We start from the raw sequence: 21,846 nt of genomic DNA on the forward strand, positions 1-21,846 counted from the left end.
CCCTCAGCCGCTCAGCGCTTGAGGGTGATCGAAGCGCTCCGCCCGAGGTTCCCTGCGGCGTCGTAGGCGTGCGCGACGATCGCGTACCGCCCGGCCGGGTAGGAGGAGGCCGAGACGGTCAGGCGCCACGTGCCGTCCGACGCCCTCGTCGCGTCGCCCAGCCGCGTGGCTCCGCTCCAGAAGCTCAGCTTCGTCGTGCCGACGTCGTCCTTGGCGGTGGCGACCAGGGTGACAGAGCCGCGCACCGTCGATCCGCTCGTCGGCGCGGTGATGACGGTCTTCGGAGCCGTCGTGTCGCGCGACGGCGCGGGCGAGCCCGTGGGTGCCGGAGCAGGTGCCGCGGTGGGCGCCGACGTGGGAGTCGGGGTCGGAGCCGGAGCCGGTTCGTCGCCGAGGCCCCAGGCCGTCCACAGCTCCTCCGCGATCATCGCCTGGCCGGCGACGTTCGGGTGGAAGTAGTCGACGTCCGTCGAGAGCTGGTCGAGCGAGATCGGAGCCGCCGTGAGGGCGCCGCCGTCCCAGACGCAGTCGTTCGCGGTGGATGCGCAGGCCGATTCGAGTGCCTCGTTGAAGTCGGCCTCCCGGTCCTCCGCCGCCGCGAGCGAGGCGGTGTAGGCCGAGCCGGTCAGCGGGGCTCCGGTCGTGGCGTCGACTCCGCGCTGGGTCCGGCAGACCCCGCCCCAGGCCCAGATCGCGGCGCCCGGCGTCGGCTTCACGGCCTCCCACTCCGACTCGATGTCCGGGACCGAGCCGACGAGCACCGTCGCCTCCGGCCACTCCTCGCCGATCGAGCGCAGGATCCGGGTCGCCGACGCGGCGAAGGAGGCCGCGGGCGTCATCGCGTAGCCGTCGCGGGAGTCGGGCGAGAGGCTCAGCGAGCAGAGGTCGTTGCCGCCGATCAGCAGCGTGACCACGTCCGGCTCCTCCCCGGCCGCGACCGCGGCGTCGATCCGCGACTCGACGCCGCTGATGACCGCGCCCGACTTCGCGTAGTTCACCGCGCGGACCGCCGTCCGCGGATCCGCCGCCGCCATCCGGCTCGCGATCGAGTCGACCGCGGGCGCCGATCCCGTCGCCCAGGAGTTCTCGACGCAGTCGCGGTTCACCCCGCAGGTCGTCGCCGCGCGCGTGATCGAGTCGCCGAGCGCGAGCAGCGTCTGCGTCCCGGACGCCTGCGCCGGCGGTGCCGCCAGGAGCCCCGCCAGGAGCGCGATCGCCCCCGCGCCGACCCCTGCTGCTCTCCGCCGTGCCCTGTGTGCTGTGGTCCCCATGTCGTCCCGTCCCCTGGTCGTCCATCGTTCGAGTGCCTCGCGTGCTGCGAGAGCACGAGGGGCGAGCGTACGTCGCCGCGGCTCCCCCGACGGACCGGAGGAGGGCGGCTCCCGTCCGGCGCGGCCCGGATGGGGGACACGGAGGACGCGCGGAGGCGGGCGGCCCACAGCTTCAGGCGCCCGATCGTCAGGACCTGCACGACCGGCCCGCGCGCTCTCCCGCCCGGAGAGCACGTGGACCGACGGCTCCTCCTCGATACTCTGAGGCGATGATCGGCCGTCGCCGTGGAGGGAAGAAGGATCAGCATGGACTACTCGAACGAGGACGATCTCAAGCAGAGGATCGGTATCGACTCCTGGAGGAATCTGTCGAAAGAGAAGTTCATCGCGTTCGCATCCGAGCTGCCGAACATGAGCGAGGAGCTCGCCCTGAAGGTCGTCGAGCAGTTCCCGGATTTCAAGAATCTCGTCCTCGACTCGTTCAGTGAAGTGCGAGATCAGGCGAGTTCAGCCGTTCGAGCCAACTGGAAGAGTCAGAAGAAGGTTCATAGGGCCTTCGCCGAGTACCGCGCCGTCCTGAACCGCGAACTGGATCGTGACACCCTGAGCGCGGCGGACCGCTACTCGGTCCTTCGGCTGTTCAAAGAAGCGATCGATGACGAAGCGCTGAAGGATTCGGAGCACAAGGCGTTCGTGCTCCGTGCACTGGGCATCGTCGCGATGGTCGCAGTCGCCGGAGTCTCGACGGGAGTCGCCGTCCTCGGCGGTCGAGCCAGGATCGGCGGAGACGCCTAGTACCGAGTGCCGATCGAACGGACCACTCCTCCGCCGACGAGCGCGTCGAGGCCGCGAGGCGGTCGACCCGCCGAACAGGCGAGGTTCCCGATCCGGCCGCCGGGAGAACACGGAAGGCCCGCTCTCTCGAGCGGGCCTTCCGTGGTGGTGGATCCGAGGGGATTCGAACCCCTGACCTCTTCATTGCGAACGAAGCGCGCTACCAACTGCGCCACGGACCCGTGCCTTCCGAGCCGTCACCGGCCCGAACAACTCGTCCACACTAGCACGGACGAGCAGGCGCCTCGCACTCGGGTCAGGCCCCGCGGCGGCGCTGCAGAGCCTGGTCGAGGTCGATCGCGTCGACGCCGTCCACGACGCCCATCGCGGCGAAGCGGGAGGAGGGACGCGGAGCCTCGGGAGCGGGAGCGGCGGCACGCGGGACGCGCAGCGGCGCCACCTCGGGAGCGGCAGCGGCGGCGCGCTGGGCGAGCTCCGCCTCCGCTGCGGCGGTGCGCAGGCGCTCCACGGCGTCGATCGACGCCATCGCGGAGGCGGCGACCGTGCCCCGGGAGAGGTAGAGCGGCTTGGGGAGCGGCTGCGGCGTCCAGCTCGCACGGTCCTCGGCGAGCTCCTCGGAGGCGTCGTCCGCCGCCTCCTCGGCGAGCTCGGCCTCGAAGACCTCGGCGCGCCGGCGCTCGGTCGCGGCGGCCGTCGTCGCTGTCGCGGCCGGAGCGGCGGCGCGGCGGCGACCCGGCGCCAGCAGGATCAGCGTGCCGAGCCCCGCGACGGCGAGGAGCAGGCCGACGAGCGGCACCGCGCCCGTGCCTCCGAACGGCAGCATCACGAGCCCGACCAGCGCGGCGACCGCGCCGACCAGCACGGCCAGCGCGGCGCCCTGGCGCCAGCGCAGGACCGAGGGCCCCGATCGCGTGCTCCGCCGTGCGCTCGCGGTCGCCCGTCGCAGCGCGTCGCGCGCCGCCTTCTCCGCCTGTGCCAGCTCCATCGCCTGTGCCTTCTCTTCGGCTCGTCGTCGTGTCTCGGTCACCCGGAGCCGTCGCTGCTGCAGCGACACCTCGCGGGCCGTCGCCTCCGCACGCACGTGCTCGGGCACTTCCGCGGTCTCGGCGAGGATCCGCAGCGTCTGCTGCAGCCTCACCGCGTTGCGCTCGGTCGCGTTGTACGACCGCCTGCGCATCCACGTGGGGATCAGGTAGGCGACCCACAGAACGGCGGCGAGCGCCCAGACGACGCCCCCGCCCAGCCAGTCGCTACTCATGCGGACAACGCTAGGAGCACCGGGCACTCCCGTCCGTCATTACGGGTAGGTGTGTCCGTGCGGATCGCGGATCAGCCGGGGCCCCGTCGGAGGGACACCGGCGCCGTCGGAGGGTCCGGAGAGACCCGAGCGGCGCGAGGCGCGGAGGTCCGCGTCGGTCGGCACGCCGACCTCCGACGGGACCTGCCCGTCGAGGTAGCGGCGGAGCACGCCGCGGGGCACCTCCTCCGCCACGAGGGCGAAGCAGAAGTGGTCGCGCCAGTCGCCGTTGATGTGGATGAAGCGCCGCCGCAGGCCCTCGTAGCGGAAACCGAGCTTCTCGACCACGCGCAGGCTCGGCCGGTTCTCCGGGCGGATGCAGATCTCGATCCGGTGCAGGCCCAGGTCGAGGAAGGCGTGGTCGGCCGCGAGGGCCACGGCGATCGGAGTGATCCCCCGCCCGGCATAGCGCTCGGACACCCAGTAGCCGATCGACCCGGAGGAGAGCGAGCCGTACCCGATGCTCGAGATGTTGAGCTGCCCGGCGAGCTCGCCGTCCCAGTCGATGAGGAACGGCACTCCCCCGCCGGCCCGCGCGTTCTGCTGCAGCGAGCGGATGCTGGCGCGCACGTCGAACGCGGCGCCTCCCCGGGGGTCGGACGCCTCCCACTGGCGCAGCCACGACCGGTTCGCGATCAGCTCCCGCTCGAGAGGGCGGGCGTCGCGCACGCGGATGGGGCGGACGGTGACACGACCCTCGGTGAGCGTCGGGATCGGGAGCGGCATGATGCGACCCTACTGCTCCGCCGCACTGCGGGAGGGGGACTGGACTCCGCGGCGTTCCGTGCTCTCGGGGAACGGAGGAACGGACGGGATCCCGTGCCGCAGCAGGGGGTCCCGTCCGTTCCGGAGGCGCGCTCGCCGGGGCTCAGAGGCCGGCGACGAAGTCCTTCAGCCAGGGCTTGAGGTCCTTGCCGAGGTCGTCGCGGTCGGAGGCGAGCTGCACGATCGCCTTGATGTAGTCGAGCTTGTCGCCGGTGTCGTAGCGGCGGCCGCGGAACACGACGCCGTAGACGCCGCCGAACTCGGCCGGGTCCTGGGCCATGCGCTCCAGCGCGTCGGTCAGCTGGATCTCGCCGCCCTTGCCCGGAGCGGTGTGCTCGAGCACGCCGAACACGTCGGGCTTCAGCACGTAGCGGCCGATGATCGCGAGGTTCGAGGGGGCGTCCTCCTTGGAGGGCTTCTCGACCAGCCCGGTGATCCGCACCACGTCGTCCTCGTCGGTCGCCTCGACCGCCGCGCAGCCGTAGAGGTGGATCTGGTCGGGGTCGACCTCGAGCAGCGCGACGACCGTGGTGTCGCGCTGCTCGGCGACGTCGATCATGCGGGAGAGCAGCGGGTCGCGGGCGTCGATCAGGTCGTCGCCGAGGAGCACGGCGAAGGGCTCGTCACCGACGTGGCGCTGCGCACGGGAGACCGCGTGGCCGAGGCCCTTCGGCTCGCCCTGACGGACGAAGTGCACGTCGGCGAGGTCGCTGGCGTACTTGACGTGCTCGAGCTTCTTGTCGTCCTTCTTCTGGGACAGGTTCTGCTCGAGCTCGGGCACCGAGTCGAAGTGGTTGGCGAGCGCGTTCTTGTTGCGCCCGATGATCACGAGCACGTCCTGGAGGCCGGCGTCCGCCGCCTCCTCGACCACGTACTGGATCGCCGGCTTGTCGACGACCGGCAGCATCTCCTTGGGGATGGCCTTCGTCGCCGGCAGGAAGCGGGTGCCGAGACCTGCGGCGGGGATGACTGCTTTGCGGATTCGAGTGCCCATGGGGCGCCATCCTAGCGGCGGGGGACGTCGCGGGAGTTTCGCGCCAGGACCGGCGACGGAAGGCGCCGGACCCCGTTCCGGGGCGGTCCGGGACGAGCGTCCCTCAGGGTAGTCCGCGCGGAGGCCGGCGCGGGGCCCGGTTCTAGACTGAGCGCATGCCAGCCGACATCACGCACGAGAAGCGGGCGCTGCGCGCCGAGCTGCGCGAGCGCCGCCGCACGCAGACCTCGACCGCTCGCGACCAGGCCGCGGAGCAGATCACCGCCCACCTGATCGAGCTCGCCACCCGCGTGGGGGCCCGCTCCCTCGCGTGCTACCTCTCCGCTCCGGACGAGCCGAGCACCCGGCCGTTCCTGGGCTGGGCCGAGAGCCACGGCATCCGCGTCCTCTTCCCCGTCTCGCGCCAGGACGGCCTGCTCGACTGGGCGGTCGGCGACGGCCACACCGAGACCCAGGGCCTGTTCGGCATGCCCGAGCCCGTCGGGCAGCTGCTCGGCCCCATCGCGATCAACGACGTCGACCTCATCGTCGTCCCGGCCGCCACCGTCGACCGGCAGGGGATGCGGATGGGCTGGGGGCGCGGCTACTTCGACAAGACCCTCGGCTCGATGGAGAAGTGCCCGCCGGTCTACGCCGTCGTCTTCGACAGCGAGCTCGTCGACCGGGTGCCCAGCGAGGTCCACGACCAGGCCGTCGACGGAGTCGTCACTCCCTCCGGCATCGTCGACCTGCGCCACTGACCCCGTCCTCCTTCTCCCCCACCCGCCTCCGAGGAGCCCCCTGTGCCCACCTACTCCTACCGCTGCACGCAGTGCGGCAACGCCTTCGACATCCAGCAGAAGTTCACCGACGACACGCTCACCGAGTGCCCGAGCTGCCAGGGGGCGCTGCGCAAGGTGTTCAGCGCGGTCGGCGTGACCTTCAACGGCTCGGGCTTCTACCGCACCGACTCCCGCTCCGGCGGGAAGTCGAGCGAGGGCGGCTCCTCCTCCTCGGGTGCCGGCTCGTCCGGCTCGGGCGCATCCGGCTCCGGCTCATCCGACTCGTCGTCGGGCTCCTCGGGATCGGGCGGCTCCTCCTCCGGATCCTCGGGTTCATCGGGCTCGGGCGGCTCCTCGTCCGGCTCGGGGTCCTCGGGCTCCGGATCGTCCTCCTCCTCGTCGTCCTCGGGCTCCTCCGGGTCCTCCTCCTCGGGTTCCTCCTCCGGGAGCTGACCCGCCACCCACCGCTCACGGCAGAAACGGAACCATCATGATCAACGGCTTCAAAGAGTTCATCCTCCGCGGCAACGTCATCGACCTGGCTGTCGCCGTGGTCATCGGCGCCGCCTTCACGACCATCGTCAACGCGATCGTGACGGGGATCTTCAACCCGCTCATCGGCGTGATCTTCGACGCCTCCTCCCTCGAGGCCCTGGTCTGGCCCATCCGACCGGGAGAGAACGGCGAGGACCCGACCGTCATCGCCTACGGCTCGGTCGTCTCGGCCCTGATCCAGTTCGTGATCGTCGCCTTCGTCCTCTACTTCGCGTTCGTCCTGCCGATCAACCACCTCAAGAACGCCGCGTTCGCCAAGAAGGCCGCCGACGCCCCCGCCGCGGAGGACAAGGCCCCCACCGAGCTCGAGCTCCTCTCCGACATCCGCGACCTGCTCGCCAACAACGGCACCGCCACCACCGCGAACTCCGGCAAGCACGTCGACTGAGTTGTCCTGTCTTCTTCCGCCGGAGGCGGAAGAAGACCGCGGTCGGCTTCCCGATGGAGAGCGTTCCGTGGAGCGGTGTGCGAACAGTGCGTTCGAAACGCTGGCACGCGTTTCGGACGACACCTGCACCCTCGGCAGGTCGCCTATCGGGGCCTTCAGCGTCTCCGGCGGGGACTGATCGTTCCTGTGTCCACGCCTTCATCGGACATCGCCGGGCATGAGGCGGAAAGCGGTCGATCAGCTAGGCACCGGACGGACGCGATCGTCCGCAGGCACCGGACGGGAAGCAGCCGGTCACCGTCGCCGGGTCCGACGTGAGCGGTCGCCGGACAGCGGCGTGACGCGTTCGCTCGTCGAGGCGGGGCGCGGCGGGGTGAGGTCCGAGGTCGTCGACGGGTCGAGCGTCGACTCGCGGATCACCGACCGGTCCGGCTGACGTCAGTAGTGCGGGGGGACGTCCTGGCGCAGGCGAGCGTCGTTCGGGCCGGTGTCGGGGCGCGCGGGCGGCGCGGAGGGGTCGGCGATCGGAGCGTCGTGCGGGGACGGATCGGTGCCCGGCTTCGCGGGGAGCGTCGCCCGCCGGCCGCCGCGGGTGCGCCGCAACGGGCGGTCGGCACCCGCGGGGGCGTCGGGATCCGGCGCCACGATCAGTCGCGCGGCAGCGGCTTGACGGGCTGCGTCTCCCCCGACGCCGGAGCGGCGGCGGCAGCAGGAGCGGCAGGAGCGGCGGGAGCAGCAGGAGCCTCGCCGGCGGCGGGAGCAGGGGTCTGCTCCTCCCCCGCGGTCGCACCGATCAGCCCGGCCACCCGCGCGGCCACGGCCTCGGGGTCGGCGAACAGCTCGAAGTTGTGCACCCGCAGGTAGTGCCAGCCCAGCCGGCGCAGCAGCTCCGGACGCAGGCGCAGCGACACGCGCAGGCTCTGCGTGCTCACGTCGCGGTCGGTCTCGACCACCACGGCACGGGTCCCGTGCGCGGCGACGAGGGCCAGCTTGCCCTTGTGCCCGATGTTGACCCGGAGTCCGCGGCGCTCGAGGCGCGCGGCGAGATCCACCAGCATCGGCTCCGAGTAGTCGTCGCGGTCGCTCGGCTGGACGCGGTCCTCCGCCTCCTGCAGCACCTGCGCGAGCGCGACCATGCCGTAGCGCATGCGCGACTCGTCGATGTCGCCTGGGCGGAAGCACGAGACGATGTCCATCGAGCGGCGGGCACGGGTCATCCCGACCGCCAGCAGACGCTCTCCGCCCGGCTCCGCGAGCGCGCCGAAGTTCGACAGCAGGCGACCGTGGGGCGTCCGGCCGTAGCCGATCGAGAAGATGACGCGGTCGCGGCTCTGCGCGACCGACTGCTCCAGAGTCACGACGGCGAAGGGCTCGGGCCGATCGCCGAGGATGAAGTCGCTCAGGTCGGTGCGCTTGGCGAAGGCCGTCAGCACCGCCTGCTGCACCCGCACGGCGTGGCGAGGGCTCGCGGTGATGACCATCAGCGACTCGCGCGGACGGATCACGGCGTGCTCGAGCACCAGCTCGACCACCTTCGCGACCTCGGCGTCGACGGACTCGACGGCTCCGGAGTCGTTCTCGGGCATGCCGTGCCCGCTCGCGATGTAGTGGAAGCGGAGCGAGTCGTGTCCGAGGAAGGAGCCGGCCCAGGGCAGGGAGTCGATGCGGCCGCCGTAGAAGCGGCGGTTGACCAGCTCGGCCAGGTCCTCGCCGCCCGCGCGGTAGCTGCGGGTGAGCGTGACGGTGTTGAGCAGCTCGCCGAGTCGCGCGAGCGCCGACTGGGCGTGCAGCGCCTCCACGTCGGTCCGCGAGGCGGTGGAGCCGAACTCCGGCGTCTCGTCGACGCGCAGGCCGAAGGGAGTGGGGGTCTGCGTGACCGGGTCGCCGAACGCGACGACCTGCTTGGCCCGGCGGATCGCTCCGACGTTCTCGGCCAGCGTGGTCGCCCCGGCGTCGACGAGGAACACCGCGTCGAAGGTCGTCTCGGTGCCGATGCGGTGCACCTCGTACGGCGAGGCGAGCCAGGCCGGAGCGAGCACGCGCGAGAGGTGAGGAGCGGCCTTCTGCAGCTCCTGAGGGGTCGTCGCCGCCTCGGTGCGCAGCAGCGCGCGCAGCGCGTCGCGCTCCTGCGGCCAGTCGACGAGCCCGATCTTCCAGGTCTCGGAGAGCTTCCAGGCCAGCAGCTCGGCGCTCGAGGCGGCGTGCGCCTCGTCGACGAGCTTGAAGTCGGCCTCGAGCCGGTCGAGCACGCTCGTGTTGCCGCCGAGCAGCGCACGCTCGTCGGTCAGCATGATCTCGAGCGCCGAGCGCCACCAGGCCAGGTCCAGCTCGCCCGCGACCAGCTCGGCCGGCACGTGGCGGCGCGAGAGGTCGGTGAGCAGCGGGTCCAGGCCCCAGTCGCGCAGGGTGGCGAGGAGGGTCGTCCGCTCCTGGAGGTTGGCCAGCACCTCGCTGTCCTCGGCGAGGCCGGACACCATCGAGGCCAGCTCGGCGAGAGGGAGCGAGGCGAGCTGCAGGTTCGTCCCGCGGCGGCCGAGCGGCTCGTCGAGACGGCTCAGCTGGTCGGTCACCTGCTGGTAGGCCACCTGCACGTCGGCGACGCCGACCGGGACCTCGGGGATCGTGCCGGCGACCGCGTAGCGCTGCCACAGCGTCCGCTGCTGCTGCACCCGGCGGAGCGCCGCGTTGAGGTCGGTGACGTGCGCGCCGGGACGCAGGTACTCGCGGGCGAGCTTCTTCAGGCGCCGGCGGTTGGTGGACGACATCTCGGCGGCCTCGCGGCGCGGCGAGGTGGCGACGATGAGGTCCTGGATCGAGCGGTCGAAGACGGCCGGCTGGAACTTGTCCAGCGTCTCGCGGACGTCCTGCAGCAGGCGCAGGTAGATGCCGAGCTCGGCGACCGACTCGAACGGGCGCATCCGCGTCTGGCCGATGACGTCCTGGGCGCGGTCGAGCAGGCGCGGCAGGTCGCGCAGGTGCAGGCGCTTGGCCAGCTCGTGGGCGATCTCGGCGTCGGCGGTGGAGTCGAACTGGGCCCCGTACCAGGGCGAGTCGCCCGGGCCGTAGCGGAACTCGCCCAGGCGCGCCGACTCGATCAGCATCCGGGTCGCCTCGGGGCGGCTGTGCGCGAGAGCGGTGACGGAGCGGCGGTCGAGGCGGGCGGCGGTCGACGGGGGCGTCCGCAGCTGCGAGAGGCGGGCGAGCTCCTCGAGGGCCTGCAGCGCCGAGACGCCGAAGCTCTCGTCGCGCCGGGAGAGCGCGCCGCGGTAGTCGAGCAGCACCTTCCGCAGCCGGAGCAGGGCGTCGTCGATCTCGCTGACGGAGGGGCGCGCCGCCTTCTCGTTGCGGCCGATCGACTGGATGAGGTCGCGGCGGAGCGTGCGGGGCCCGACCGCGATGCCGCCCAGGCCCGCCGAGAGCAGGCGCTGGTGGATGCTGTCGAGGCTCGACCTGCGGGCGCTGACGACCAGCACGCGCTTGTGCTGGGCGGCCAGGGCGCCGATCGCGTTGACGATGGTCTGGGTGCCGCCCGTGCCGGGGAGGGTCTTCACGACGAGCGAGTTGCCGGCCGCGATGTTCGCGATCACCTGCTCCTGCTCGGCGTCCGCGTCGAGGAGGAGGTTGTCGGTCGCCGGAGGACGCTCGTCCTGCGGGATGATCGACGCCACCTTCTGCGACTGCTGCAGCGCCCGCTTGGCGGCCGGGTTCCCGGCGACGGCGTCGAGGACGGGGTGCTCGAGCATCCGGGCGTCGCGGAGCATGTCGCCCGCCACGTCGGCGAAGCTCGAGACCACGAGGCGCGGGTGCACGGCGAACCACGGCAGGTGCGAGGTCAGGCCGCGCAGCTGGTCGATGACCGGCTGCGGCTTGAAGACGCCGTTCTGCACGGCCAGCTCGACGAACTGCTCGGGGTCGATCGTGATGCCGAACTGCTGCTTGAGGGCGCGCGCGAGCTGCGGATTGAAGTAGGGCTGGCCCTTGAGCTTGAGCTCGAAGTCGCGGCCGTAGCGGCGGATGGCGAGCGGGCGCAGGAGCACGGGTGCGGTGAACTCCGTGTCGCCGGCGCGCCACTGGGCGAGGCCGATGGCGAGGTGGACGCCCTCGATGCCGCGGACCGAGCGCAGCTCGATCCCCTTGTCGGTGATCGCACCCGCGGCGTTCTTCGCGGTGCGCAGGGCGAGCTCGTCGCGGATGAGCGAGGAGAGGAGCGTCGTCTTGCCCGAGATGAACGGGGGCAGCCCGCCGGGGTGCGTGGTCGAGAGCTCGATGCGCGTCCGGGGCGAGTCCACGAAGTGGAGGAGGGGCGACGGACCGCCGACCTTGGCGAGCTCGTCGCGCCACGACTGCCACACCGGATCGGCCACGTTGCCGCCCTGGTAGCCGGCCTCGCCGCTCGTCACCTGCACGGGAGAGGTCGCCGTCGGGGAGAGCCGATGCGCGGACGCCTCCCCCTGGTCACCGGATTCGGGTGAGGTCGCCACCGGTCCGGCTCCTGGGAAATCGTCGACTCGTTGCACACGGACACCCTAAACCGGGCACCTCCGAAAGGCCGTAGCGACGCGGGTCGGCGGCACGGCACCTCCGTACGGCTCACCGGGCCGGAGCATCGGAGGAACGCGGAGCCCAGGGTCGGATCGGCGAGCGCGCCCGCCCGATCGGGGCGGGCGGGGGGCTCAGGAGGGCCAGACGGCCAGGGGCGGCGCCGTCTCGACCCGGCGCTCGTCGCCGACCACGCGGATCCGGCTGCTCACGCGGTCGTGCCCGGCGGCCGCGGCGACCGCGGTCATGACGAGCCGGGCGTGGTCGCGCGTGAGATGCCCGAAGGCGCTCCGCAGATCGACGGGGCGGCCGGTGGCGAGCGACACGGCGATGCGCGCGACCGCCTCCTCCGAGAGGTCGAGGAGGCACGCCTGCTCGGCGAGGACGGCGAAGTCGATCCGCGGCGCGGCCTCCGTGGCGGCACCGGCCGCCCACGGGTGCTCGGGGCGGAGGTATCCGGCGCGGACGAGGAGCTGCTCCGCGGCCTCGAGGCCGGGCCCGGCGAGGACGGGGATCATGCCGCGGTCCGCTCGGCGCGGCGCCCGGAGGCGCGGACCCCGACGGACACGACGGCCGACAGCAGGCAGGCGACGCCGGCGATCAGCGGCGCGAGCCAGCCGAGGACGCTCACTTCGTCGACGTCCGTGCCGAAGTACTGCCAGTGCGCGATGGCGTAGACGAAGAGGGAGAAGAAGCAGAGCGCGACGCCCGTGAGCGCCGACACCAGGTCTGCCGGACGGACGAGGGGCTCGTGCTCCGCCGAGGCGGCCTGCTCGATCGCGGGCTCGGAGAGGGCGGCGGCCGGGACCTGCGGGAGGGTCGCGGTGGCGGGGTGCTGCGTCATGTCTCCGAGGCAACCAGCCGCGCGGTGTCTCGGTCGTCACTCGCTGGCGTGACGTCCTGAGCCGAGCGGATGGTGGGGCGGTCGGCCGGTCAGGGAGCGACGGGGACGTCCGCTCGAGCCGGTCGGCGTCCGAGCGACGACTGGAACCGCAGCAGGTACCCGTCGGGATCGGCCACCACCAGCTGACGGACGCCCGCCTCCTCCGCTCCGACCCGGTACCAGCGGGTCTCGAGCGGCGAGAACGGCGGCGTCCCGGCCTCGGCGAGCGCCGCTGCCGTCCGGTCGGCGTCGTCGACGTGCAGCTGCAGGTTCATCCCCCGGCCGAGCGGGCGCTCCAGCGGTGCCGCGATCCAGTTGCGGCCCCGCTCCGCCTCTTCGAGCATCACGTGCGCGGAGCCGAGGACCAGGTACGCGAAGCCCTCCTCGGGCCGGGCGTAGTGGATCCGGAACCCGCAGGGACCGCACCAGAACCCCAGGCTCCGGTCGAGGTCGGCGACGAGCAGCTCGGGGACGAGATCGGGATCGGCCATCCGCGCGGTCTACGCCTCGGCGCCCTCGGGGCGCTTCGTGCGGCCCGGGAGCAGGAGCAGGCCCGAGACGCCCACGACGATCAGCAGGATGGCCGCGACCGTGACGAAGGAGGCCAGCGCCAGCACGGGCATGATGATCGTCAGGACGCCCGCGATGACCGAGGCGATCCCTGCCGCGATCGGCAGCCACGCGGGGCCGGCGACGGTGCGGCCGCTGGTGATGCTCGAGACGCCGTCGAGGATCCAGCCCGCGCCGATCACGAGGCCCAGGACGCTCAGCGACTCGAACGGGTTCGACAGGCACAGGATGCCCGCGACCAGGATCAGGGCGCCGAGCAGGCCCGCGAGCCAGCGCACCCGGGCATCGAGCCGCAAGGCGGTGAAGGCCAGCAGCAGGCGGAAGACGCCCGCGGCGATCAGGTGGATGCCGAAGACGATGGCGACGGTCAGCAGCGTCGGACCGGGGATCAGGACGGCGATGACGCCGAGCACGATCGCGATCAGCGAGACGGCGATGATCCACCAGCGCTCGACGGAGGTGCGGGACATCGTGGGCGCGGCGGTCTCGGACATGGCGTTCCTTCGCGTCGGGGAGTGCGGACCCCTCGAACGTTAGGGCACCGGGGCGGGGTGGAGCGGGGCCTTGCGCCCGCCCGCCCGAGGACGCAGGTCAGTGGCGCGATCCGGTGCGCGCCGCGGCACGGTGCCGCCGCACGCGGCGCACAACGAGCGCGAGCAGCAGCACGCCGAACGCGCTGTAGATGATCGCGTCGAGCACGCCCGCGTACTGGTCGACGAGCTCGTACTGCGTGCCGAGGGCCGCGCCGAGGCCGATCAGCAGGCCGTTCCAGACGCCGGAGCCGAGGATCGTCAGTCCCGAGAACAGCAGCAGGTTCATCCGCTCGGCCCCCGCGGGGAGCGAGATGAGGCTGCGCACGCCCGGGATGAGGCGACCGAAGAGGACCGCCCAGGTGCCGTGCCGGCGGAACCAGCCGACCGCCTTCTCGAAGTCCTCGCGGTCGACCAGCGGGAGCTTGGAGAGCAGGCGGATCGAGCGCTCCGTGCCGATGCGGTGGCCGAGCGCGTAGAGGATCAGGCCGCCGAGGTAGGCGCCGAGGGTCGCCGTGATCACGACCAGCACCAGGTTCATCCGGCCCTGCTGGGCGAGGAAGCCGGCCAGCGGCAGCACGAGCTCGCTCGGGATCGGCGGGAACACCGTCTCGATCAGCGTCAGCAGGCCGACGCCCGCCTCTCCGAGCGCGGCGATCACCCGCGCGGCGACGCCGACGAGCCCGGAGAGCTCGTCGATGCTGTCGGAGGAGGAGGCGGTCGCCACGGAGGCGGGGGCGAGGGCGAGGGTCGCGATCGTCATGACTGAGAAGCTACTCAGTCCGCCGCGCGCGCACCTGGGAATCCGGCGGCCCGCTCAGGGGCGGCCGGTGAGCACGACGGTGTCCGATCCCTGCAGCCGCACCTCGACCGAGGCGATCTCGGAGAGCGGGAGCCCGGTGGCGAGGCTGGGCTCCATCGTCGTCCCCGGCGCGCTCGTCCACGATCCGACGGCCTCGGTGCCGCCCGAGGTGTCCGTGACGTAGAGGACGTAGCCGGCCGAGCCCGCGTACTGCTCGGCCGTGTCGGCCCAGCTGCAGTCCATGTCGATCCGCGTGCCCCACTGCTGCGGCACGAACCGCACGGAGGCCTCGACGGGGACGCCCGGAGCCGCGGCGAGCGAGACGGTCGAGCCGACGGTCTCGACGGGGGCGAGGGACGGACCGATCGCGGGCGGCAGGGCGACGGCGGCGGCGGCCGAGACGCCCGCGGCGGCGAGCACCAGGCCCGCGATGCGCAGCCGGGTGCGGCGGCGGACGGAGTCGGTGGCCGCGGCGAGGCGGGTCAGCAGTGCTGCCGGAGCCGGATCGCCGGCCGCCTCCGGCTCCTCGACCAGGCGCATCGCCTCGTCCTGGGGCAGGTGGGCCAGCAGGCCCGGCAGCGGGACGAACTCGGCGAGGGACTCGCGGCAGCCGGGGCAGGCGCGCAGGTGCAGCTCGTACTCGCGGCGGTCGGCAGCGGTCAGGGATCCGAGGAGGTACGCGGCGTCCCAGTCGCGGAAGGGGTCGTCGTGCCGGTCGTCGGAGGAGGGGTCGCGGCTCACAGCTCCGTCACCCCCCGCTCCTGCAGTGCGAGCTTGAGGGCCCGCATCCCGTAGTGCATCCGCGACTTGACGGTGCCCGGGGCGATCCCCAGCAGCGCGGCGATCTCGGTGACCGTGCGGCCGCCGTAGTAGGCGTGCACGATGACCGCGCGGTGGTCGTGGCTCAGTCCGCTGAGCGCGTCCGAGAGCAGCCAGGCGTCGAGCACCTGGTCGGTGCGGTCGGCGGTCGGGCGCTCGGGGACCTCGTCCGTGCCCAGCTCCCGGGCGTAGCGGGCGCTGCGGCGGTCGTCGATGACGAGGTTCCGGGCCACGGTGTAGAGCCAGGAGCGGGCGGCGGCCTCGCCCTGGGCGAGGATCTCGGGGTGCTTCCAGGCGCGCAGCAGCGCCTCCTGCACGACGTCCTCCGCCATCTGGCGGTCGCCGGTCAGGCGCAGCACGAACCGCCAGAGCGCGCTGGCGTGCTCGTCGTGCAGCGCACGCAGCATCTGGGCCTGATCCTCGGACATCTCCACCTCTTCCTGCACCAACGTAACGGGGGCCCGAACGGTTCAGCCGGTTCGCGCGAGCGGCCGCACTCTGGTACTCCGGAGTCGATGACCTTCCCCGATGCCGACGACGCCGCCCGCGTGCGCTCCTTCCTCCGCGACAACCGCTCGCGGATGCTCGACGACGTCCGGCACCTCGTGATGATCGAGAGCCCCAGCGACTCCCTCGAGGCGCTCGGCGAGCTGCACGCCTTCCTGGTGCACTGGGTGGGAGAGCGGCTCGGGCACGACGCCGACGTGCAGCACCGGCGTGCGCAGGACGCGCCGACCGCGACCAGCTGGACCGTCCCGGCGAGCGGCGGCGCGAGACCGCACCGGGGCACGCGTCCGTTCGTGGCGCTGCTCGGCCACTACGACACGGTGTGGCCCCTGGGCACGACCCGCTCCTGGCCCTTCGCCGTCGACGGCGACCGCCTGAGCGGACCGGGCAGCTACGACATGAAGGCCGGGCTGGTGCAGATGGTGTGGCTGGTGGCCGCGCTCCGCCACGCCGGAGTCCCGCATCCGGCCGTCCGCCTGGTGATGAGCGGGGACGAGGAGATCGGCAGCGCCGCCTCCCGCCCGTTCCTGGAGCGGCAGTGCGCGGGCGCCGACGCGGTCCTGGTGTTCGAGGGCGCGATCGGCGACGCGGTCAAGACGGCGCGCAAGGGCATCGGGCGCTTCGTGATCGACGTGGTCGGGGTCGAGGCGCACGCCGGGGTCGAGCCGGAGAAGGGGGCGAGCGCGATCCACGAGCTCGGCTCGCTGATCCCGCGGGTGCTGGCGATCGCGCGGGAGGAGGAGGGCACCTCGGTCAACATCGGAGTGGTCTCCGGCGGCTCGCGGGTCAACGTGACGACGGCCCGCGTGCGCCTGGAGCTGGAGGCGCGGATCCGCGGATCCGCCGAGGCCGCCCGCGTCGAGGCCGAGCTCGACGCGCTCGCCGCCGCCGACCCGCGCATCCGGCTGGAGGTGCGCGGCTCCTGGGAGCGGCCCGTCTTCGAGCGGACCGCCTCCGTCGCCGCGCTCTACCGCAGGGCCGAGCGGGTCGCGAAGCGGATCGACGTCCCCCTCCGCGAGATCGCGGTCGGCGGGGCGAGCGACGGCAACCTCGTCGCCGCGCTGGGCCTGCCGGTCCTCGACGGGCTCGGCGCCCCGGGCGAGGGGGCGCACGCGCGCAGCGAGGCGATCGGCATCGAGGGCATGCTGGAGCGGACGGCGCTGGCCGCGCTGCTGGTCGCCAGCTTCGGCGACGAGCACTGACCGGCTGCAGAGGAAGGACGAGCGGATGACCCTGTACGAATCGCGCCCCGTAGGCGTCGTGATCGAGGCTCCGGCCGCGGAGGTGTACGCCTTCGTCTCCGACCCGGCGAACCTCCCGCGGTGGGCCGCGGGCCTCGCCTCCTCCGCGCTCGAGCAGGTAGACGGACGCTGGTTCGTCGACTCGCCGATGGGCCGGGTCGAGGTGCGCTTCGCCCCGCAGAACCCGTTCGGCGTCGCGGACCACGAGGTCACGCTCCCCGACGGGACGGTGGTGGACAATCCGCTCCGGGTGCTCGTGAACGGGGACGGCGCCGAGGTGGCCTTCACCGTGCGGCGGCGCCCCGGGATGAGCCTCGACGACTGGGACGAGGACTGCGCGCGGGTCGCGGACGACCTCGAATCGCTCCGGCTGCTGTTCGAGCGCGGGGCGCTGTAGGTTCGTCACAGCTCCGGCGCAGGGCCGGCACCCGTGAGAACGAGGACGCGATGACCTCCCCCGATCGTCCGAGCACCCGCCCCGCAAGCGGCATCGAGCTCAACGGCCTCGACACGATCCAGGAGTCGGAGCGGCACGGCCGCCCTCGCGACCTGTTCTGGCCGTGGTTCGCCGCGAACGTGTCCGTGCTCGGGCTGAGCTACGGCTCCTTCCTCCTCGGCTTCGGCCTCTCCTTCGGGCAGGCGACGCTCGTCAGCGTGATCGGGATCGTCGTCTCGTTCCTCTTCTGCGGTCTGGTCGCCGTCGCCGGCAAGCGCGGCTCCGCCCCCACGATGGTGCTCAGCCGGGCGGCCTTCGGGGTCGACGGCAACCGCCTGATCTCGGTGATCTCCTGGCTGCTCACGGTGGGCTGGGAGACGGTGCTGGCCTCCCTCGCGGTGCTCGCGACGGCGACGGTGTTCGAGGAGTTCGGCTGGGACGGGGGCGTGCTCACCAAGGTGGTCGCGCTGATCGTGGTCGCCGCGCTCATCGTGATCGCCGGGATCGCGGGCTTCCGCCTGATCATGCGGCTCCAGCTCGCGATCACCGTCGCGACCGCCGTGCTGACCGTGGTCTACGTCGTGCTCGTCCTCGACCGGATCGACCTCGCCGCCGTCGGCGCCCTGCCCGCGGGCTCGGCCGCCGCGGTCATCGGCGGGCTCGTGTTCATGATGACCGGCTTCGGGCTGGGCTGGGTGAACGCCGCGGCCGACTACTCCCGCTACCTCCCCCGCGGTGCCCGCACGAGCGGAGTGATCGCGTGGACGACGATCGGCGGAGCGGTCGCGCCCGTCGTGCTGGTGGTCGTCGGCCTGCTGCTGGCCGGCTCCTCGAAGGAGCTCTCGGACGCGATCGCCGCGGACCCGATCGGAGCGCTCGCCGGGATCCTGCCGACCTGGTTCCTGCTCCCCTTCATCGTCGTCGCGCTGCTCGGCCTGATCGGCGGGGCCGTGATGGACATCTACTCCTCGGGCCTGGCGCTGCTCAGCACGGGGCTCAAGGTCTCGCGGCCGGTGGCCGCCGGGATCGACGGCGTGCTGATGGTCCTCGGAGCGGTCTACGTCGTGTTCGTCGCGGGCGACTTCCTCGGCCCGTTCCAGGGCTTCCTGATCACCCTCGGCGTGCCGATCGCGGCCTGGCTCGGCGTCTTCCTCGCGGACCTCCTCCTCCGTCGGCGCGACTACGACCAGGAGGCTCTGTACGACTCCCGCGGCCGCTACGGCAGCGTCTCGGCGGTCCCCGTGGCCCTCGTGCTGATCGGCGCGGTCGTCGGCTGGGGCCTGGTGGTCAACTACTCCCCCGGGTTCGAGTGGGAGGGCTACCTCCTCGGCCCGCTCGGCGGCCGCGACGGCGACTGGGCCGGCGCCAATCTCGGCGTCCTCGTGGCGCTCGTGATCGGCTTCGCAGGGACGCTCGCGATCTCGCGCGGGGCCGTCCGCCGCCAGGAGGCCTCGGAGTGAGCCTGCTCGTCGCGATCGACCTGCAGCACGTCTTCGCCGACGCCGAGTCGCCGTGGGGATCCGGCGGATTCGAGCGCGCGGCCGAGGGGACCCGCCGGCTCCTCCCGGCGTTCGGCGAGCGGGTCGTGACCACCCGCTTCGTCGCCCCGGAGCGGCCCGCCGGCGCGTGGATCCCCTACTACCGCGAGTGGCCGTTCGCGCTCGTCCCCGAGAGCGAACGGCTCTACGAGCTCGTGGCCGGGTTCGAGGGCCACCGCACGATCACCGCGACGACCTTCGGCAAGTGGGGGCCCGAGCTCGAGGCCGAGCTCGACGACTCCCGCGAGCTCGTGCTCACCGGCGTCTCGACCGACTGCTGCGTGCTCTCGACGGCGCTGGCGGCCGCGGACGCCGGAGTACGCGTCAGGGTCGCCGCGGACGCCTGCGCGGGCGCCTCCGAGGCCGACCACCAGCGCGCGCTCGACGCCATGTCCCTGTACGCGCCGCTGATCGAGATCACGACCGTGGACGCGGTGCTGGCGGACCTGCGCGACCGGGGCTGAGACCGCGGTCGGGACGCGAGCCGCTCGCGCCGGTCGGCCCCGCGCGTCGCGGGGCGACCCCGTCACCCGGCATGATGTCGGCATGTCCTCCACCGACGAGCGCGTCAGCCCGGCTTCCCGCACCCTGGTCATCGGCGAGACGCTGATCGACATCGTCGAGCGCGACGGCAGCGCCACGGAGCACGTCGGCGGCTCCCCGGCCAACGTCGCCCTCACGCTCGCCCGACTCGGGCGGCCCGCGACCCTCGTCACCGACATCGCCGACGACGAGCGCGGCCGCCGCATCAGCGCCCACCTCGAGGCCTCCGGCGTGGAGGTCCGGCACGGCGACTCGGAGCGCACCAGCACCGCTCGGGCGGTCCTCGCCGCGGACGGGTCGGCCCGCTACGTCTTCGACCTCTCCTGGAACCCGCCGGCGGCGGACCCGGAGGGCGCCTCCCACGTCCACACCGGTTCCATCGCGATCTTCCTCGAGCCGGGCGGATCCGCCGTGCTCGAGCTCCTCGAGGCACTGCCCGCCGGAGTGACGGCGAGCGTCGACGCGAACATCCGCCCGGCTCTGGTCGGCGCGCACGCCGAGGCGCTCGCGCGCTTCGAGCGGATCGCCGCCGCGTGCGAGGTCGTGAAGCTCAGCGATGAGGACGCGGAGTGGCTCTACCCGACGATGCAGCTCGACGAGGTCCTCAGCCGACTGCTCTCGCTCGGGTCGCAGCTCGCGGTCGTCACACGCGGCGCGGAGGGACTGCTGCTGGCCTCGACCGTCACGCGGGTGACCGTGCCCGCCGCCCGGATCGTGGTGGCGGACACGATCGGCGCCGGCGACTCCGCGATGGGCGCGATCCTCGACGAGGCGTTCCGCCAGGGCCTCGGCGCCGCGAACGGGATGCTCCTCGACGGCCCCGCCCTGCACGCGATCGGCCGCCACGCCGCGCACGTCGCCGGCATCACGACCTCCCGCTCCGGCGCGAACCCGCCCACCCGCGACGAGCTCTGAGGGCCGGGGGCGGACCTTCTGCAGGACGCCCCTGGTGCTCGCGTCGGGACGCGGAGATACTGGGCGCACCTCGACGGAAAGGCGTGCCGTGCCCACTTCACTGAGCCCCTACATCGGCTTCGACGGCTCCGCGCAGGAGGCGATGGAGTTCTACCGGGACGTCCTCGGCGGCGAGCTCAGCTCCAGCCGTTTCGGCGACTTCGGGATGAGCGCGGATCCGGCCGACCAGGACCGGATCATGCACGCCCAGCTCGTCACGCCGAGCGGGATGATCCTGATGGGCTCCGACTCCCCCTCCTCGAGCCCGGCCGAGAGCGGCGCCCGCATCACGATCGCGCTCTTCGGCGACGACGACGCCGAGCTGAGCGGCTACTGGGACGGCCTGGCCGAGGGCGGCATGGTCGTCGAGCCGCTGGTCGCCTCACCGTGGGGCGACCGCTTCGGGATGCTGGTCGACCGCTACGGCGTCGGCTGGATGGTGAACATCGCCGCTCCGCCGGCCTGACGCTCCTCCCCAGTGCGGGATCGGGGCACGCCTCCCCCGGGTGCGTCCACCCGTCCCGCCGGGCGCCGCGGCGGGCGCAGAATGGAGGGGCCGCTCCCGCTCCGGGAGCCGTCCCACCTCTCACGAAGGCTGCAGATGACGATCACGCTCGGGTACAAGGCATCGGCGGAGCAGTTCGGCGCCCGGGAGCTCGTCGAGCTCGCGGTCGGCGCAGAGCGGCACGGCTTCGAGACCGCGGTCGTCTCGGACCACTTCCAGCCGTGGCGGCACACGGGCGGGCACGCGCCGTTCTCCCTCGCCTGGCTCGCCGCGGCCGGTGAGCGCACCTCCACCATCACCCTCGGCACCTCCGTGATGACCCCGCACTACCGCTACAATCCCGCCGTCATCGCCCAGGCGTTCGGCACGCTCGGCGTGCTCTACCCCGAGCGGATCATGCTCGGCGTCGGCACCGGCGAGGCGCTGAACGAGGTCGCCACCGGCTACCAGGGCGCGGGCGAGCAGACCTGGCCCGACTTCAAGGAGCGCTTCGCCCGCCTGCGCGAGGCCGTGCGGCTCATGCGCGCGCTCTGGGCGGGCGACCGCGTCACCTTCGACGGCGAGTACTACTCCACGCACGAGGCGTCGATCTACGACAAGCCCGAGAGCGGCGTGCCGGTCTACATCGCGGCGGGCGGCCCCGTCGTCGCGAAGTACGCCGGCCGCGCGGGCGACGGCTTCATCTGCACGTCGGGCAAAGGCATGGAGCTCTACACCGAGAAGCTGCTCCCCGCCGTCGAGGAGGGCGCCGCGGCGGCCGATCGCGACTCCTCGACCATCGACCGCATGATCGAGATCAAGCTCTCCTACGATCCCGATCCGGCGCTCGCGCTCGAGAACACGCGCTTCTGGGCGCCGCTCTCGCTGTCGCCGGAGCAGAAGCACTCGCTGACCGATCCGGTCGACATGGAGCGCGCCGCCGACGAGCTGCCGATCGAGCAGGTCGCGAAGCGCTGGATCGTCGGCTCCGACCCCGAGGAGACGGTCGCGCAGATCAAGCCCTACGTCGACGCGGGCTTCACCCACCTGGTCTTCCACGCCCCGGGCGACGACCAGCAGCGCTTCTTCGACGCCTTCGAGCGCGACCTCGCGCCGCGGCTGCGCGCGCTCTGACCTCCCGCCTCCGCCACGACCCCCTTCGGAAGGGCCGCTC

At 72.8% G+C, this 21,846-nt stretch carries 23 protein-coding genes and 1 tRNA gene; 11 read left to right on the forward strand and 13 right to left on the reverse strand.

From position 1 onward, the window contains the following. Window positions 1-11 precede the first annotated feature (11 nt). Window positions 12-1,271, reverse strand: a complete 1,260-nt coding sequence (locus C5C46_RS08990) for a GDSL-type esterase/lipase family protein (RefSeq protein ID WP_104226442.1) — start codon at window positions 1,269-1,271, stop codon at window positions 12-14. 306 nt (window positions 1,272-1,577) lie between these two features. Between C5C46_RS08990 and C5C46_RS08995 the strand changes: the two genes are divergently transcribed. After that, a complete protein-coding gene (locus tag C5C46_RS08995) occupies window positions 1,578-2,066 on the forward strand; it encodes a hypothetical protein (RefSeq protein WP_104226443.1) in 489 nt (162 codons plus the stop codon). Window positions 2,067-2,211: 145 nt separating this feature from the next. Here the strand turns inward: C5C46_RS08995 and C5C46_RS09000 are convergent. The 4 genes from C5C46_RS09000 to galU form a co-directional block, all read right to left on the reverse strand. Beyond that, window positions 2,212-2,287, reverse strand: a tRNA-Ala gene (locus tag C5C46_RS09000). Window positions 2,288-2,361: 74 nt separating this feature from the next. After that, window positions 2,362-3,324 carry a hypothetical protein gene (locus tag C5C46_RS09005; protein ID WP_104226444.1) on the reverse strand — a complete coding sequence of 321 codons (963 nt, stop codon included), beginning with the start codon at window positions 3,322-3,324 and terminating at the stop codon, window positions 2,362-2,364. A 39-nt stretch (window positions 3,325-3,363) separates the two neighbouring features. Further along, window positions 3,364-4,089 carry a GNAT family N-acetyltransferase gene (locus C5C46_RS09010; RefSeq protein ID WP_104226445.1) on the reverse strand — a complete coding sequence of 242 codons (726 nt, stop codon included), beginning with the start codon at window positions 4,087-4,089 and terminating at the stop codon, window positions 3,364-3,366. Window positions 4,090-4,231: 142 nt separating this feature from the next. Then, the gene (galU, locus tag C5C46_RS09015) at window positions 4,232-5,122 is read right to left on the reverse strand and encodes a UTP--glucose-1-phosphate uridylyltransferase GalU (RefSeq protein ID WP_104223218.1); all 891 of its coding nucleotides are present in this window, start codon (window positions 5,120-5,122) and stop codon (window positions 4,232-4,234) included. Window positions 5,123-5,277: 155 nt separating this feature from the next. On the opposite strand from galU, the gene C5C46_RS09020 reads away from it, so the two are divergent. The 3 genes from C5C46_RS09020 to mscL are packed head-to-tail and all read left to right on the forward strand — an operon-like array spanning window position 5,278 to window position 6,826. Further along, a complete protein-coding gene (locus C5C46_RS09020) occupies window positions 5,278-5,862 on the forward strand; it encodes a 5-formyltetrahydrofolate cyclo-ligase (protein WP_104223219.1) in 585 nt (194 codons plus the stop codon). A gap of 42 nt (window positions 5,863-5,904) precedes the next feature. Then, entirely contained in the window at window positions 5,905-6,336 is a 432-nt protein-coding gene (locus C5C46_RS09025) for an FmdB family zinc ribbon protein (protein ID WP_104223220.1), read from the forward strand. Between the two features lie 37 nt (window positions 6,337-6,373). Next, the gene (gene mscL / locus C5C46_RS09030) at window positions 6,374-6,826 is read left to right on the forward strand and encodes a large conductance mechanosensitive channel protein MscL (RefSeq protein ID WP_181131422.1); all 453 of its coding nucleotides are present in this window, start codon (window positions 6,374-6,376) and stop codon (window positions 6,824-6,826) included. A gap of 647 nt (window positions 6,827-7,473) precedes the next feature. Here the strand turns inward: mscL and C5C46_RS09040 are convergent. The 8 genes from C5C46_RS09040 to C5C46_RS09075 form a co-directional block, all read right to left on the reverse strand. Further along, on the reverse strand, window positions 7,474-11,307 hold the full coding sequence (locus C5C46_RS09040; RefSeq protein WP_374953794.1) for a DEAD/DEAH box helicase: 3,834 nt from the start codon (window positions 11,305-11,307) through the stop codon (window positions 7,474-7,476). Between the two features lie 192 nt (window positions 11,308-11,499). Further along, on the reverse strand, window positions 11,500-11,883 hold the full coding sequence (locus C5C46_RS09045) for a hypothetical protein (RefSeq protein ID WP_104226446.1): 384 nt from the start codon (window positions 11,881-11,883) through the stop codon (window positions 11,500-11,502). Beyond that, on the reverse strand, window positions 11,880-12,209 hold the full coding sequence (locus C5C46_RS09050; protein ID WP_104226447.1) for a hypothetical protein: 330 nt from the start codon (window positions 12,207-12,209) through the stop codon (window positions 11,880-11,882). The genes C5C46_RS09045 and C5C46_RS09050 overlap by 4 nt, the downstream gene beginning before the upstream one ends. Before the next feature lie 89 nt (window positions 12,210-12,298). Beyond that, the gene (locus C5C46_RS09055; RefSeq protein WP_104226448.1) at window positions 12,299-12,739 is read right to left on the reverse strand and encodes a VOC family protein; all 441 of its coding nucleotides are present in this window, start codon (window positions 12,737-12,739) and stop codon (window positions 12,299-12,301) included. A gap of 9 nt (window positions 12,740-12,748) precedes the next feature. After that, window positions 12,749-13,312 (reverse strand): HdeD family acid-resistance protein, encoded by a 564-nt coding sequence (locus C5C46_RS09060; RefSeq protein ID WP_104226449.1) that lies wholly within the window; start codon window positions 13,310-13,312, stop codon window positions 12,749-12,751. A 97-nt stretch (window positions 13,313-13,409) separates the two neighbouring features. Next, window positions 13,410-14,111: a DedA family protein gene (locus C5C46_RS09065; protein ID WP_104225072.1), complete on the reverse strand. Its 702-nt coding sequence runs from the start codon at window positions 14,109-14,111 to the stop codon at window positions 13,410-13,412. Between the two features lie 54 nt (window positions 14,112-14,165). Beyond that, window positions 14,166-14,891 carry an anti-sigma factor gene (locus C5C46_RS09070; RefSeq protein ID WP_104226450.1) on the reverse strand — a complete coding sequence of 242 codons (726 nt, stop codon included), beginning with the start codon at window positions 14,889-14,891 and terminating at the stop codon, window positions 14,166-14,168. Continuing rightward, complete coding sequence (locus C5C46_RS09075) at window positions 14,888-15,397, reverse strand: sigma-70 family RNA polymerase sigma factor (RefSeq protein ID WP_104225070.1); 510 nt, start codon at window positions 15,395-15,397, stop codon at window positions 14,888-14,890. Before C5C46_RS09075 ends, C5C46_RS09070 begins: the two co-directional genes overlap by 4 nt. 87 nt (window positions 15,398-15,484) lie before the next feature. On the opposite strand from C5C46_RS09075, the gene C5C46_RS09080 reads away from it, so the two are divergent. From C5C46_RS09080 to fgd, 7 genes are all read left to right on the forward strand, one after another. Then, window positions 15,485-16,678, forward strand: coding sequence for a M20/M25/M40 family metallo-hydrolase (locus C5C46_RS09080; RefSeq protein ID WP_104225069.1), 1,194 nt, complete (start codon window positions 15,485-15,487; stop codon window positions 16,676-16,678). A 25-nt stretch (window positions 16,679-16,703) separates the two neighbouring features. Next, window positions 16,704-17,114: an SRPBCC family protein gene (locus tag C5C46_RS09085; RefSeq protein WP_104226451.1), complete on the forward strand. Its 411-nt coding sequence runs from the start codon at window positions 16,704-16,706 to the stop codon at window positions 17,112-17,114. 50 nt (window positions 17,115-17,164) lie between these two features. After that, window positions 17,165-18,613 (forward strand): cytosine permease, encoded by a 1,449-nt coding sequence (locus C5C46_RS09090; protein ID WP_104226452.1) that lies wholly within the window; start codon window positions 17,165-17,167, stop codon window positions 18,611-18,613. Further along, window positions 18,610-19,155, forward strand: a complete 546-nt coding sequence (locus C5C46_RS09095) for a cysteine hydrolase family protein (RefSeq protein ID WP_104226453.1) — start codon at window positions 18,610-18,612, stop codon at window positions 19,153-19,155. Before C5C46_RS09090 ends, C5C46_RS09095 begins: the two co-directional genes overlap by 4 nt. Before the next feature lie 82 nt (window positions 19,156-19,237). Next, on the forward strand, window positions 19,238-20,149 hold the full coding sequence (locus C5C46_RS09100; RefSeq protein WP_104226454.1) for a carbohydrate kinase: 912 nt from the start codon (window positions 19,238-19,240) through the stop codon (window positions 20,147-20,149). 88 nt (window positions 20,150-20,237) lie between these two features. Next, window positions 20,238-20,654 carry a VOC family protein gene (locus C5C46_RS09105; protein ID WP_104226455.1) on the forward strand — a complete coding sequence of 139 codons (417 nt, stop codon included), beginning with the start codon at window positions 20,238-20,240 and terminating at the stop codon, window positions 20,652-20,654. Between the two features lie 135 nt (window positions 20,655-20,789). Continuing rightward, entirely contained in the window at window positions 20,790-21,806 is a 1,017-nt protein-coding gene (fgd, locus tag C5C46_RS09110) for a glucose-6-phosphate dehydrogenase (coenzyme-F420) (RefSeq protein WP_181067747.1), read from the forward strand. The last annotated feature ends 40 nt before the right edge of the window (window positions 21,807-21,846 follow it).

This window comes from Rathayibacter sp. AY1E6, from assembly GCF_002931115.1.
In the GTDB taxonomy this organism is placed as follows: domain Bacteria; phylum Actinomycetota; class Actinomycetes; order Actinomycetales; family Microbacteriaceae; genus Rathayibacter.